The 12,689-nt window shown below is 59.2% G+C and carries 13 protein-coding genes and 1 pseudogene; 8 read left to right on the top strand and 6 right to left on the bottom strand.

The features are described from left to right. Positions 1-191 precede the first annotated feature (191 nt). A pseudogene (locus QYQ93_RS28640) lies at positions 192-1,208 on the bottom strand (methyl-accepting chemotaxis protein); the annotation flags it as partial. A gap of 279 nt (positions 1,209-1,487) precedes the next feature. Here QYQ93_RS28640 and QYQ93_RS24315 point away from each other — a divergent pair. Beyond that, a complete protein-coding gene (locus tag QYQ93_RS24315) occupies positions 1,488-2,105 on the top strand; it encodes an FKBP-type peptidyl-prolyl cis-trans isomerase (RefSeq protein ID WP_003194089.1) in 618 nt (205 codons plus the stop codon). Between the two features lie 63 nt (positions 2,106-2,168). On the opposite strand, the gene QYQ93_RS24310 is transcribed toward QYQ93_RS24315, so the two are convergent. The 3 genes from QYQ93_RS24310 to QYQ93_RS24300 form a co-directional block, all read right to left on the bottom strand. Then, positions 2,169-2,426 carry a hypothetical protein gene (locus QYQ93_RS24310; protein WP_043046766.1) on the bottom strand — a complete coding sequence of 86 codons (258 nt, stop codon included), beginning with the start codon at positions 2,424-2,426 and terminating at the stop codon, positions 2,169-2,171. Positions 2,427-2,584: 158 nt separating this feature from the next. After that, positions 2,585-2,926, bottom strand: a complete 342-nt coding sequence (locus QYQ93_RS24305; protein ID WP_043046767.1) for a zinc ribbon domain-containing protein YjdM — start codon at positions 2,924-2,926, stop codon at positions 2,585-2,587. A gap of 207 nt (positions 2,927-3,133) precedes the next feature. Continuing rightward, positions 3,134-4,102 (bottom strand): polyprenyl synthetase family protein, encoded by a 969-nt coding sequence (locus QYQ93_RS24300; RefSeq protein ID WP_043046768.1) that lies wholly within the window; start codon positions 4,100-4,102, stop codon positions 3,134-3,136. A 377-nt stretch (positions 4,103-4,479) separates the two neighbouring features. Between QYQ93_RS24300 and rplU the strand changes: the two genes are divergently transcribed. The 7 genes from rplU (at position 4,480) to QYQ93_RS24265 (ending at position 10,120) form a co-directional block, all read left to right on the top strand. After that, positions 4,480-4,794 carry a 50S ribosomal protein L21 gene (gene rplU / locus QYQ93_RS24295; RefSeq protein WP_003176051.1) on the top strand — a complete coding sequence of 105 codons (315 nt, stop codon included), beginning with the start codon at positions 4,480-4,482 and terminating at the stop codon, positions 4,792-4,794. Between the two features lie 34 nt (positions 4,795-4,828). Continuing rightward, complete coding sequence (gene rpmA, locus QYQ93_RS24290; RefSeq protein WP_003176049.1) at positions 4,829-5,086, top strand: 50S ribosomal protein L27; 258 nt, start codon at positions 4,829-4,831, stop codon at positions 5,084-5,086. A 194-nt stretch (positions 5,087-5,280) separates the two neighbouring features. Further along, positions 5,281-6,504 carry an Obg family GTPase CgtA gene (gene cgtA / locus QYQ93_RS24285; protein ID WP_005791308.1) on the top strand — a complete coding sequence of 408 codons (1,224 nt, stop codon included), beginning with the start codon at positions 5,281-5,283 and terminating at the stop codon, positions 6,502-6,504. A gap of 109 nt (positions 6,505-6,613) precedes the next feature. After that, on the top strand, positions 6,614-7,732 hold the full coding sequence (gene proB / locus QYQ93_RS24280) for a glutamate 5-kinase (protein ID WP_043046769.1): 1,119 nt from the start codon (positions 6,614-6,616) through the stop codon (positions 7,730-7,732). Between the two features lie 15 nt (positions 7,733-7,747). Continuing rightward, entirely contained in the window at positions 7,748-8,212 is a 465-nt protein-coding gene (locus QYQ93_RS24275) for a CreA family protein (RefSeq protein WP_043046770.1), read from the top strand. A gap of 101 nt (positions 8,213-8,313) precedes the next feature. Then, positions 8,314-8,796 carry a glutathione peroxidase gene (locus tag QYQ93_RS24270; RefSeq protein ID WP_338475632.1) on the top strand — a complete coding sequence of 161 codons (483 nt, stop codon included), beginning with the start codon at positions 8,314-8,316 and terminating at the stop codon, positions 8,794-8,796. A gap of 220 nt (positions 8,797-9,016) precedes the next feature. Further along, a complete protein-coding gene (locus tag QYQ93_RS24265) occupies positions 9,017-10,120 on the top strand; it encodes an NADH:flavin oxidoreductase (protein WP_043046772.1) in 1,104 nt (367 codons plus the stop codon). Between the two features lie 379 nt (positions 10,121-10,499). On the opposite strand, the gene QYQ93_RS24260 is transcribed toward QYQ93_RS24265, so the two are convergent. After that, positions 10,500-11,678, bottom strand: coding sequence for a glycosyltransferase family 4 protein (locus QYQ93_RS24260; protein WP_043046773.1), 1,179 nt, complete (start codon positions 11,676-11,678; stop codon positions 10,500-10,502). A gap of 65 nt (positions 11,679-11,743) precedes the next feature. Further along, positions 11,744-12,496, bottom strand: coding sequence for a sulfate transporter CysZ (gene cysZ / locus QYQ93_RS24255; RefSeq protein WP_043046774.1), 753 nt, complete (start codon positions 12,494-12,496; stop codon positions 11,744-11,746). Between the last annotated feature and the right edge of the window lie 193 nt (positions 12,497-12,689).

Here is a 12,689-nt window from a genome sequence, read left to right as displayed (position 1 = left end):
ATGGCGGTGGCGACCTGATCGGTCTCGATCTTCTGGCTGTTCACACCGGCACTGGTCTGTTCGGTCACGGCCGACAATTCTTCGGCGGCGCTGGCGATCTGAGTCACGCCATCGCGAATGCCGCTGATCAATTCACGCAGGGTCGTGCCCATGCGCTGGATGCCTTGTTGCAACACGCCCAGTTCATCACGACGGGTCACCTGGATGTTGTGGCTCAGGTCGCCGGAAGCGATGCGCTCGACCACGGCCAGGGTGTCCTGGATCGGGCGCGTGATCTGGCGGGTGATGACCCAAGCCGCGATGACGCCGACCAGCAGGGCCAGCAAGGTGCTGATCAATTGCAGGCTACGGGCCTGGGTGCTTTCAGCGTCGCGACGTTCCAACTGGATGTCGTACAGCTTGTCGCTGATCGTCACGATATCGGCGCCTTGGGTGGTCATTTCGGCGCGGGCAGTGACGATGTTGGCGTTGGCGGCCTTGTAGCTCTGCACGGCACTGCGATAGTCACCCAGCGCGGTTTCCAGTGCGGTCAATGCGGTTTGCTGGCCAGTACCGAATACGGCGCTGAGGGTTTTCAAACCAGCGACGGCTTTTTCGATTTGTGCAGCGGCGCGGGCTTCGTTTTCTGCGCTGGGGCTATTGGTATAGCCACGCACTTCGTAGCGAGCTTGCTGGAACTCGTTCTTGGCTTGGGTCACGGCCGAAAATTGAGTGAAGCGCTCCGGACTATCGGGCGCTTGCTGCACGCTGGTTTCCAGCGCATTGATCTGCGCATTGGCGATGTCGGCCTTGGTGCCCATGACGTCGCGCGCGGCGTTGCCATTACGGTAGGCCTCGCGCATTTTGTTCAGGGACTGGCGGTAAGCGGTAATGACGGCTTTCTGCTCATTGAGCAGCTTGAGGTTTTCCGGGCTCTTGAAGCTGTCCAGCAGCTTCTGTTGCTGGGCGGCGAAGGCCTCGAGGCTGGTCTGCACGTTCTGCGCCACGGCTTCGTCGCCGTTGGCCAGCATGTATTGCAGGCGCACGATCCGTAGCTTGGTCAACGAGGCGTTGAGCTGGGTGATGTCGCTCATCCAATTGCTACGGTCGATCAGGCCGCCCAGGCTGGTCCAGCCGGTGAGTGCCAGGATGGAGGTGAGGACCAGCACCAGGCCAAAGCCCAGGCCGAGTTTGAGATTGACGCTGATGTTACCGAACCAGCTGTTCATCGAAAGCTCCTTGAAGAGTGATGTCTGTCTGCTGGACGGTGTGTTGTTGTTTGAGCCAGCCAAGATGTGTAGGGCTGTATCGGCGGCAATGGATAATTCTGAAATATTTTTCTTGCCGGGCGACGAAGAGGTGTTATTCGGCTTTGCCTGACCTACCACCTGGCGCTCTGATAGCCGGGGGAGGGGGCTGATCATGGGCCGCCCTTGTGTGCTAGTCTGCGGGCCCTTTTAGTTCTGGGCGGCGCGGGAAACCGTGTTGTCCTATAGCGGAGCCTCTTCATGTCCGAAGTCAATCTGTCCACCGACGAAACCCGCGTCAGCTACGGTATCGGCCGTCAGTTGGGCGACCAGCTGCGCGACAACCCGCCACCGGGCGTGAGCCTGGACGCGATCCTGGCCGGCCTGACCGATGCGTTCGCGGGCAAGCCAAGCCGTGTCGACCAGGAGCAAATGGCTGCCAGTTTCAAAGTGATCCGCGAAATCATGCAAGCCGAAGCGGCTGCCAAGGCTGAAGCAGCCGCTGGCGCCGGCCTGGCATTCCTGGCTGAAAACGCCAAGCGCGATGGCATCACCACCCTGGCTTCCGGCCTGCAATTTGAAGTGCTGACAGCCGGTACCGGCGCCAAGCCGACCCGTGAAGATCAAGTGCGTACCCACTACCACGGCACCCTCATCGACGGCACTGTATTCGACAGCTCCTACGAGCGTGGCCAGCCTGCAGAATTCCCGGTTGGCGGCGTGATCGCCGGCTGGACCGAAGCCCTGCAACTGATGAATGCCGGCAGCAAATGGCGTCTGTACGTGCCGAGCGAACTGGCTTACGGCGCTCAAGGCGTTGGCAGCATCCCGCCGCACAGCGTTCTGGTATTCGACGTCGAACTGCTCGACGTTCTGTAAGACCTGTTGCTGATTACCTGTTGGGGCGAACGCGTTCGCCCCAACAGGGATTTGCCAGTTTGTTCATGGATGGAACTTGCCATTCAGATCCGTCGCCGGGCGCAACGCTCGGGCATAGCAGAATAGAAACAGATTCCTTACCACTTCCTTCAGTACTCCAGGCTCACTGGAACTCAGGCCATTGACGTCGAGGTCTCCCTGGTCCTGCAATTCGTTCAGCGCGTCTTCCTCGAGCACCGCACAGACTTCGCCGGTTTCCCGATGCAGGATCCGCAGGTAAGGGTGTGGGCGATCCAGCCAGGCGTCTATCAAATAAGTCATGGTCGTTCTCCTTGATGGGTTCAATGAGAATAATTCTTATTCGTAGAATAGCAAGTATCTATTGGCGGTTTCCGGGTTTTTTTGTGTGGATATTGTTATCGATCAATCGGGAGGGCGAAACGCCATCCCGCGGCTGGCGCGGGATGGATGCAGCAGGATCAGACCTTGCGCACGAACTCGGACTTGAGTTTCATCGGGCCGATACCGTCGATCTTGCAGTCGATATCGTGATCACCTTCGCACAGGCGGATGTTCTTGACCTTGGTACCGACCTTGACCACCAGGGAGGTGCCCTTGACCTTGAGGTCCTTGATCACGGTGATGGTGTCGCCGTCCTGCAGGACGTTACCCACAGAGTCTTTCTTCACGGTTTCATCGCCGGCCACTTCGGCCTCGCCAGTGGCGGACCACTCATGGGCGCATTCCGGGCAGACCAGTTGGGTGCCATCTTCGTAGGTGTATTCGGAATTGCATTTCGGGCAGGGTGGCAACGTGCTCACTAAAGCTCCTTGAGGTTCAGGGATGACTAAAAGTCGCACATTATATAGGGTTTTGTAGCACGGGCGGGATCTTGAATTGGCAATGGATTCCAAATGTGGGAGGGGGCTTGCTCCCGATGGCGGTGTATCAGCCACCTTATATATTGGCTGACATATTGCCATCGGGAGCAAACCCCCTCCCACATTGTCCTGCGTCTGCTGGTGATTTTAGTGAGTGCGGGCGACCGCAAACTCGCTCAGCTCAACCAATGCATCCCGGTATTCACTGGCCGGCAAGGCTTCCAGGCACTGGATCGCACGGGCCACATAGTCACGCGCCAGTTGCGCGGTGTACTCCAGGGAACCGGACGCTTCCACGGCAGCGCGGATGGCCTCCAAGTCTTCGATCCCGCCTTTCTGGATCGCCTTGCGCACCAGGGCGGCCTGTTCCGGCGTGCCTTCGCGCATGGTGTAGATCAGCGGCAAGGTCGGCTTGCCCTCGGCCAGGTCGTCACCGACGTTCTTGCCCAGGGTCTCGGCGTCGCCCTTGTAGTCGAGCAGGTCGTCTACCAGTTGGAACGCCACGCCCAGGTGATCACCGAAAGTGCGCAGGGCTTCGGCCTGTTCGGCGGTGGCGCCACACAGCGCGGCGGCACTGTGGGTGGACGCTTCGAAGAGCATCGCGGTTTTGCCGCGAATCACTTCCATATAGGTTTCTTCGGTGGTGCTGGCGTCGCGGACTTTGGACAGTTGCAACACTTCGCCTTCGGCGATGATGCGCGTGGCCTGTGAAAGGATCTTCATCACCGGCATCGAGCCCAGCTCGACCATCATTTCGAACGAGCGCGAATACAGGAAGTCGCCCACCAGCACGCTCGGCGCGTTGCCCCACATGGCATTGGCGGTCTCGCGACCACGGCGCATGCCGGACATGTCGACCACGTCATCATGCAGCAGGGTGGCGGTGTGCAGGAACTCAATAGTGGCGGCCAACAGGCGCAGGTCATCGCCTTCGCGGCCCAGGGCCTTGCCACACAGCAACACTAATAAAGGACGCAGGCGTTTGCCGCCCGCCGACGTAATGTAGTCGCCAATTTTGGAGACCAGCGGCACGTTAGACGTCAGCTGCTGCTTGATGATGCCGTCGACGGCGCTAAAATCGTCCGCGACCGCGCGGTAGAAAGCTTGGGGTTGCATCAGCGACAGTCGCTCCAGAAGGGTTGCGCGGCATGCTAGGACCCTGACCCCGCAGTGTCAAGGCGCGCCCAGTCACCATGAAAGCTACTGCGCTCGGTAATCCTGCGTCAAAAACAGGCTCGGAATGCTCATTTACAACCAGTAAACTCCGCTTCCTCGCCTGTTTTTTCCTTGTCTTCCCTTCGCTCGTTACGCTTTCAAGGCGACTGGCGGCCCCTTGCAAGCCTCCCATAGCTTGCGTACAATCGCGCACCCTGAACTTCCTGGGCAGCACCTGCCTTACGCAATTGCATTCGGGACGTCCATCCCATGCAGCCATGCCAGCCAATACCTCTTCTTATAAAGCGCTGGGTGAGCAGGATTATCGGAGAAATACCATGTCGTACGCAGTAATTGTTACTGGTGGCAAGCAATACAAGGTCGCCCCAGGTGAATACCTGAAGATCGAAAAACTGGAAATCGCTACCGGCGAATCCGTTACTTTTGATCGCGTTCTGTTGGTCGCCAATGGCGATGACGTGAACATCGGCGCTCCAGTCGTTGCTGGCGCTACCGTTGTGGCTGAAGTGATCTCCCAAGGTCGTCACGATAAAGTCCGCATCATCAAGTTCCGTCGTCGTAAGCACCACATGAAGCGTATGGGCCACCGCCAGTGGTACACCGAGATCAAAATCACCGGTATTCAGGCTTAATTTCAGCCTAATTCCTCACTAGGAGAATTGACTCATGGCACACAAAAAAGCTGGTGGTAGTACCCGTAACGGTCGCGATTCAGAAGCCAAACGCCTTGGCGTCAAGATGTATGGCGGCCAGAAAATCATTCCGGGCAACATCATCGTGCGTCAGCGCGGCACCCAATTCCACGCCGGTTACGGTGTAGGCATGGGTAAAGATCACACCCTCTTCGCGAAAATCGAAGGCGTGATCAAGTTCGAAGTAAAGGGCGCGTTCAACCGCCGTTACGTGAGCGTTGTCGCAGCTTAATTGCGAGATCGCTGGAAAAGCCCTGTCTTGCGACGGGGCTTTTTCGTTTGTGGAGTGAGTCTCTTGCAAAGCTGTTTGTAATGGGCGAGGGCAGCAGGATTTGCGGTCGTTGCTTGAGGTCGCTGCGCTCATTTTTGCAAGAGTCTTATGTCTTGGTTTCTTAAGCTCGCCCATGCGGCGAGAGGCGTTTTGTTATGAAGTTCGTTGATGAAGTTTCCATCCGAGTAAAAGCAGGTGACGGCGGTAACGGTTGCATGAGTTTCCGTCGCGAAAAATTCATCGAAAACGGTGGCCCTAACGGCGGTGATGGCGGTGACGGCGGTTCCATCTACATGATGGCCGACGAAAACCTCAACACCCTGGTCGACTACCGTTACACCCGGCACTTCGATGCCGAGCGTGGCTCCAACGGCGGCAGCACCGACTGCACCGGTAAAAAAGGTGAAGACCTGGTACTGCGCGTACCGGTCGGTACAACTATCATCGACTCTGCGACCCAGGAAGTGATTGGCGACCTGACCAAGGCCGGCCAGAAGCTGATGGTTGTGCAGGGCGGCTGGCACGGTCTGGGCAACACCCGATTCAAGTCCAGTACCAACCGTGCGCCGCGCCAGACCACGCCGGGCAAGCCGGGCGAGCAGCGTGACCTGAAGCTGGAAATGAAAGTACTCGCCGACGTGGGCCTGCTGGGCCTGCCGAACGCCGGCAAAAGTACCTTTATCCGCTCGGTATCGGCCGCCAAGCCGAAGGTCGCCGACTACCCGTTCACTACCCTGGTGCCAAACCTGGGTGTGGTCAGCGTCGACCGTTGGAAAAGCTTTGTAGTCGCCGATATTCCCGGCCTGATCGAAGGTGCCTCCGATGGCGCAGGCCTGGGGATTCGCTTCCTCAAGCACTTGTCCCGCACCCGTTTGCTGCTGCATCTGGTCGACATGGCGCCGTTGGATGACACCAGTGCTGCAGACGCCGCCGAAGTGATCGTCAGCGAACTGACCAAGTTCAGCCCGGCCCTGGCCGAGCGTGATCGCTGGCTGGTACTGAACAAGTGCGACCAGATCCTCGAGGAAGAGCACGAAGAACGTGTCAAGGAAATCGTTGATCGCCTGGAGTGGGAAGGTCCGGTCTATGTGATCTCGGCGATTGCCAAAGAAGGCACCGAGCGCCTGACCCGCGACATCATGCGTTACTTGGAAGACCGCGCCGACCGCCTGGCGGCCGACCCGGTATTCAAGGCCGAGCTTGCCGAGCTCGACCAGCAGATCGAAGACGAAGCCCGTGCCCAGTTGCAGGCCCTGGACGACCAGCGTGCCCTGCGCCGCAGCGGCGTGAAGTCGGTCCATGACATCGGCGACGATGACTGGGACGAAGAAGACGTGGATGATGAAGATGGCCCGGAAATCATTTACGTGCGCGACTGATCCGTTGCGATAAACTTGAACGCCGCTCCCAGGAGCGGCGTTTTGGTATCCGGGTATAACGTTATGGGCGGCGCTGGGTCGCGCGGCCCTCACTCTAAGGTTGAAGATGATGCGGAGCAAAGTGACAGGTGCGCAGCGCTGGGTCGTGAAGATCGGAAGTGCGCTGCTGACGGCGGATGGCAAAGGTCTGGATCGCGCAGCTATGGGCGTCTGGGTCGAGCAGATGGTGGCCTTGCATGAAGCAGGCGTCGAGTTGGTGCTGGTCTCGTCCGGGGCCGTCGCCGCCGGGATGAGCCGCCTCGGCTGGACCGCGCGACCCAGCGCGATGCACGAACTGCAAGCTGCCGCCGCCATCGGCCAGATGGGCCTGGTGCAAGCCTGGGAGTCCAGCTTTGCCGAGCACGGCCGCCATACCGCGCAAATCCTGTTGACCCACGACGACCTGTCCGACCGCAAGCGCTACCTCAACGCCCGCAGCACCTTGCGCGCCTTGGTGGAGCTCAAGGTCATCCCCGTGATTAACGAAAACGATACGGTGGTCACCGACGAAATCCGCTTCGGCGACAATGACACCCTGGCCGCCCTGGTGGCCAATTTGGTGGAAGCCGACCTGCTGGTGATCCTCACCGATCGCGATGGCATGTTCGACGCCGACCCGCGCAATAACCCCGATGCCCAGTTGATCTACGAAGCCCGCGCCGATGACCCGGCACTGGATGCAGTCGCCGGCAGTGTCGGTGGTGCCCTGGGCCGCGGCGGCATGCAGACCAAGCTGCGCGCCGCTCGGCTGGCCGCGCGTTCCGGTGCTCACACCATCATCGTCGGTGGGCGCCTGGAACGCGTGCTGGACCGTCTCAAGGCCGGTGAGCGCATCGGTACGCTGCTGTCGCCGGAGCGCGGCATGCTGGCTGCGCGCAAGCAGTGGCTGGCCGGGCACCTGCAAACCCGTGGCACCCTGGTGCTGGACGCGGGTGCGGTGTCGGCGTTGTCCCAGGGCAACAAGAGCCTGCTGCCGGTGGGCGTCAAACTGGTGCAGGGCAGCTTTCGCCGTGGCGAGATGGTGGTGTGCGTGGCACCGGACGGGCGCGAGATCGCCCGTGGCCTGGCCAACTACAGCGCCCTTGAAGCGCAGAAGATTATTGGACAATCGTCTGACGCCATTGTCGGACTCTTGGGCTATATGGCGGAACCGGAACTGGTGCACCGCGATAACCTCATTCTGGTTTAAACGAAGGAATACCTGATGCGCGTAATGAAGGGATTGCTTGGCCTGTTGCTCGCGATGCCACTGCTGGCCTCGGCCGAAGAGATTGCCCAGGTCTCGACAGTGTTCAAGTTTGTCGGCCCCAACGACCGGATCGTGGTCGAAGCGTTTGACGACCCCAAGGTCGACGGCGTGACCTGCTACCTCTCCCGCGCCAAGACCGGCGGCGTCAAAGGCGGCCTGGGCCTGGCCGAAGACCGCGCCGAAGCCTCGATTGCTTGCCGCCAGGTCGGCCCGATCCGCTTCAAGGGCGAGCTCAAGGACGGTGACGAAGTGTTCAAGGAGCGCACCTCCCTGGTATTCAAGACCATGCAGGTGGTGCGTTTTCTCGACAAGAAGCGCAATACCCTGGTGTACCTGGTCTACAGCGACCGTCTGATTGAAGGCAGCCCACAGAATGCGGTGACGGCGATTCCGATCTTGCCGTGGCCGACCGCTCAGTAACCGGCAAGCGTGTTTCGTCACCGACGTCTATGATTGCAGCCTTGCCGGTTGTAAGCTCCAAGGGCTGCAATGCAAAGAACATGGGATATCTGGAGTTCGTCATGAGTGCTTTCCACGATCTGAAACTCAAAGCCCTGGACGGACAAGAGCTGCCGCTGGCGCCCTTTAAGGGCCAGGTTGTGCTGGTGGTCAATGTGGCGTCCAAATGTGGTTTGACCCCGCAATACGCGGCGTTGGAAAACCTCTACCAGCAATACAAAGACCAGGGGTTTTCGGTGCTTGGTTTGCCGTGCAACCAGTTTGCAGGTCAGGAGCCGGGCTCCGCGGAAGAGATCCGCGAGTTCTGCAGCCTGAACTACGGCGTGACCTTTCCCCTGGGCAGCAAGCTCGAGGTGAACGGCCCGGAGCGTCACCAGTTGTACCGTCTATTGGCGGGCGAGGGTGCAGAGTTTCCGGGAGATATCACCTGGAACTTCGAGAAGTTCCTGTTGGGTAAAGACGGCAGGGTATTGGCGCGCTTCTCGCCGCGTACCGCTCCGGACGACCCGACAATCGTGCAGGCCATCGAAAAAGCCCTGAGCTGAAACACACCCACTGTAGGAGCGAGCTTGCTCGCGAAGATCGCCAACGGTAACGCGTTTATCCTGACGTAACGCGTATGCTTGGGTTCTTCGCGAGCAAGCTCGCTCCTACAAGTATTCGGCTACTTTTATCCCTTTAATCACCCAGATCAATAGTGCTATTCGGCACGCTGCACTGCCCATATTATCCGCATCATAAATTTCTTTGCGGTGGAGTGCTGCCATGCCGGTCCAAGCCTTGTTCAAACCTTTCCAGCTCGGTGCATTGCAACTGTCTACCCGCGTGGTCATGGCCCCTATGACCCGTTCGTTCTCCCCGGGGGGCGTACCCAATTCCAAAGTCATCGAGTACTACCGCCGTCGCGCCGCTGCCGGTGTGGGCCTGATCATCACTGAAGGCACCGTGGTCGGCCACCCGGCGTCCAACGGCTACCCCAACGTCCCGCATTTCTACGGTGAAGCCGCGTTGGCCGGTTGGAAGAAAGTGGTCGACGCGGTACACGCCGAAGGCGGCAAGATCGTCCCACAGCTGTGGCATGTGGGCAGTGTGCGCCGCATCGGCACCGAGCCTGACGCCAGCGTGCCGGCCTACGGCCCGATGGAAAAACTCAAGGACGGCAAGGTGATGGTTCACGGCATGACGGCCCAGGACATCAAGGACGTGGTCAATGCCTTCGCCCAAGCCGCCAAGGACGCCCAGGCCATCGGCATGGACGGTGTAGAAATCCACGGCGCCCACGGTTATCTGGTAGACCAGTTTTTCTGGGAGGGTAGCAACCAGCGCACCGACGAATACGGCGGTAGCCTGGCCAACCGTTCGCGCTTTGCCATCGAGTTGATCGAGGCGACCCGCGCCGCAGTGGGCCCGGATTTTCCGATCATCCTGCGTTTCTCCCAATGGAAGCAGCAAGACTACACGGCGCGCCTGGTACAAACCCCGCACGCACTGGGTGAGTTTCTCAAACCGTTGGCTGACGCCGGCGTGGATATTTTCCACTGCTCCACCCGCCGTTTCTGGGAGCCGGAATTCGAAGGTTCCGATCTCAACCTGGCCGGTTGGACGCGCCAGCTCACCGGTAAGCCGACGATCACCGTAGGCAGCGTCGGCCTGGATGGCGAGTTCTTGCAGTTTATGGTCAACACCGACAAGGTCGCGCAGCCGGCCAGCCTGGAAAACCTGCTGCAGCGCCTGAACAATGATGAGTTCGACTTGGTGGCGGTGGGCCGTGCACTGCTGGTCGACCCGGATTGGGCCGTGAAGGTGCGCGAAGGGCGCGAGGGCGACATCTTGCCCTTCAGTCGTGAGGCGTTGACGACGTTGGTATAAGGGATGGACTCCCTGTGTCGTCCACAGGGAGTTTGCGGCTCTAGTGATTAATACTCTGGACGCTTATTCAGCTCTTTGTGGTGATCAGCCTTAAGCGCATCTTTATGCCCGGGCTGACCATAGGTTGGCGGCTCTGCACGAGATTGATCCAGCCATTGTTGCTGGCGTGTCCATTCAAGGGTTGACATGTCGACTCGATTTTGTGCGCTAATTCCATAATTTTGCATTGTCCAATATCTCCATTATTCAAAGGGCCTGCTTGACCGGCAGGTACCAGTGATTGGTGTTACACAGCCAGAGGTTCCCCTTTTAAATATCAGGCAAAGCTTGAGTGGCCTGCAGCAGGCTCATCACGGTTTGCACGTAAATGGCAGATTGCTCAGCGTACGTAGGGTTGCGTTGGAAGGGCGAAACGCTCCCCGCACACACCACGCAAGTGATGCTCGAATTGCTCGATAATCGCTGCCCAGCCTTGGCGGCTGGCATGTTGGCGAGCATTCAGGCGCATGCGCCTTAAACTCTCTGTATCCTCCAGCAGCCAGTTGGCGGCCTCGCAAAACGCATCTTCATCCCCAGGCATCGCCAGCACGCCGTTGTAGCCGTGACGAATGTGCTGGGTAGCGGCTGCCTGGTCGTAGGCCACCACACCCAGTCCCGAGGCCATGGCTTCCAGTACCACATTGCCGAAGGTTTCGGTCAGGCTGGGGAACAAGAACATATCGCCGGACGCGTAGTGCCGCGCCAGTTCTTCACCGCGCAAGGCCCCGCAGAAAATCGCTTCGGGCAGTTCCTTTTCCAGCATCGCCCGTTGCGGCCCATCACCAACGATGATCAGTTTCATCTGGCGCATTGGGTAACGGTCCTGCAGCGTCTCGAAGCAGCGTTTCAGCAGGCCCAGGTTCTTTTCCTGTGCAAGCCTTCCCACATGCAACACGGCGATTTGCTCATTGTTCAACGCCCATTTTTCGCGCAGCGCATTGTCGCGTTTGGCCGGATGGAACAATTGGCTGTCGACGCCCCGTGACAACATCTCCAGGCGCTCGAAATGTCGACGTTCCAGTTCCAGCCGTTGGCTGGCGCTCGGTACCAGGGTCAGGCTCGAGCGGTTATGAAACCAGCGCAGGTAATGGGTGACCAAGCGACTGAGCAAGCTCAAGCCATACTGGTTCGAATACTGCTGGAAGTTGGTGTGAAAGCCGCTGACGACGCTGATGCCCAACCGACGGGCCGCCCGCAGGGCCGATAAGCCCAGCGGCCCCTCCGTGGCGATGTACAGCACGTCCGGACGTTGGCGGCTCCAGCGCCTGAGCAATTTGTGCATCGACGATTGGCCCCACTGCAGCCCTGGGTAACCCGGCAATGGCCAGCCGCGACACAGCAGCAATTGGTCGTCACTCGAACGGCTTTGGTCGGCACCCTGGCGAGGGCGTATCAGTTCGACCTGATGGCCACGCAAGCGCAAACCCTCGCACAGACGGCCAAGGGTATTGGCCACCCCGTTGATTTCCGGCGGGAAGGTTTCGGTGATCAGGGTGATGTGAAGCGAGGCTGTCGTCATGACCCACAGTGTCGCCGTGGGCCATGTCGTCATTGTGTCAGCGCGATGATGGATTTATGACTTGGTCACTGCTTGTGCGTCATCGCCTCGGCGCCTTGCTCGCGCACCCAGAACAACGTCGCCCCGGCGACCGCCGCCGGCATCATCAGCAGGTTGACCACCGGTACCAGCAGCACCAGGTAGACGATGCCGCCGAAGCTCATGCTCTGCCAGCGCTTCTGGCGCAGCCAGGCGAGCATTTCGTTCCAGCCCAGCTTGTGGTTGTCGGCCGGGTAGTCGATGTATTGGATCGCCATCATCCACACGCCAAACAGCAACCATAGCGGCGCCGCGATCAGGTTGACCACCGGAATGAACGACAGGATAAACAGGCCGATGGCCCGTGGCAGGAAGTACCCCAGCTTGCGCATTTCCCGGGCCAGGGTACGTGGGACCATGGCGATCAACTCACCCCAGCTGAAAGGCGGGAAGTCATCGGTGCCACGTACCACCACCTCGACTTTTTCGGCGAGGAAGCCGTTGAATGGCGCCGCGATGATATTGGCAAGCATGGTGAAGGTAAAAAACACCATCAGCACCACCAGCACCACAAACAACGGCCACAACAGGTAATTCAAAAAACCTAGCCAACTGGGCAGCGTCGGTATCAAGCTATCGACCCACAGGCTGAACTGATGGCCGGCAAAATAGATCAACCCGACGAATAGCACCAGGTTTATCCCCAACGGCAATAATACAAACAGGCGCAGGCCGGGGCTCAACACCAGCTTGAGGCCTTCACGCAGGTATTGCGGGCCGGAAAGAACAGGGGCAGGCATGGACAACTCCGAGCAGGATGACGAACGCGCCGACCTTACCGGCTTTGCACAGGATGTGAAAGCGCAGGCGGGTAGGCGACATCCACGGTAACAAAGGTGTCGATTAACTTGATCTGGCACATAGAGCATCGCTATGAGCTGGATTGTTAATGCGTATTTCCTTAATCTTGCCCCCCTCGATACCCTGCACCCA

Origin of the sequence: Pseudomonas khavaziana (genome assembly GCF_036704165.1) — a bacterium.
Classification (GTDB): Bacteria; Pseudomonadota; Gammaproteobacteria; order Pseudomonadales; family Pseudomonadaceae; genus Aquipseudomonas; species Aquipseudomonas khavaziana.
This window is presented reverse-complemented; position numbering and strand designations above follow the sequence as displayed.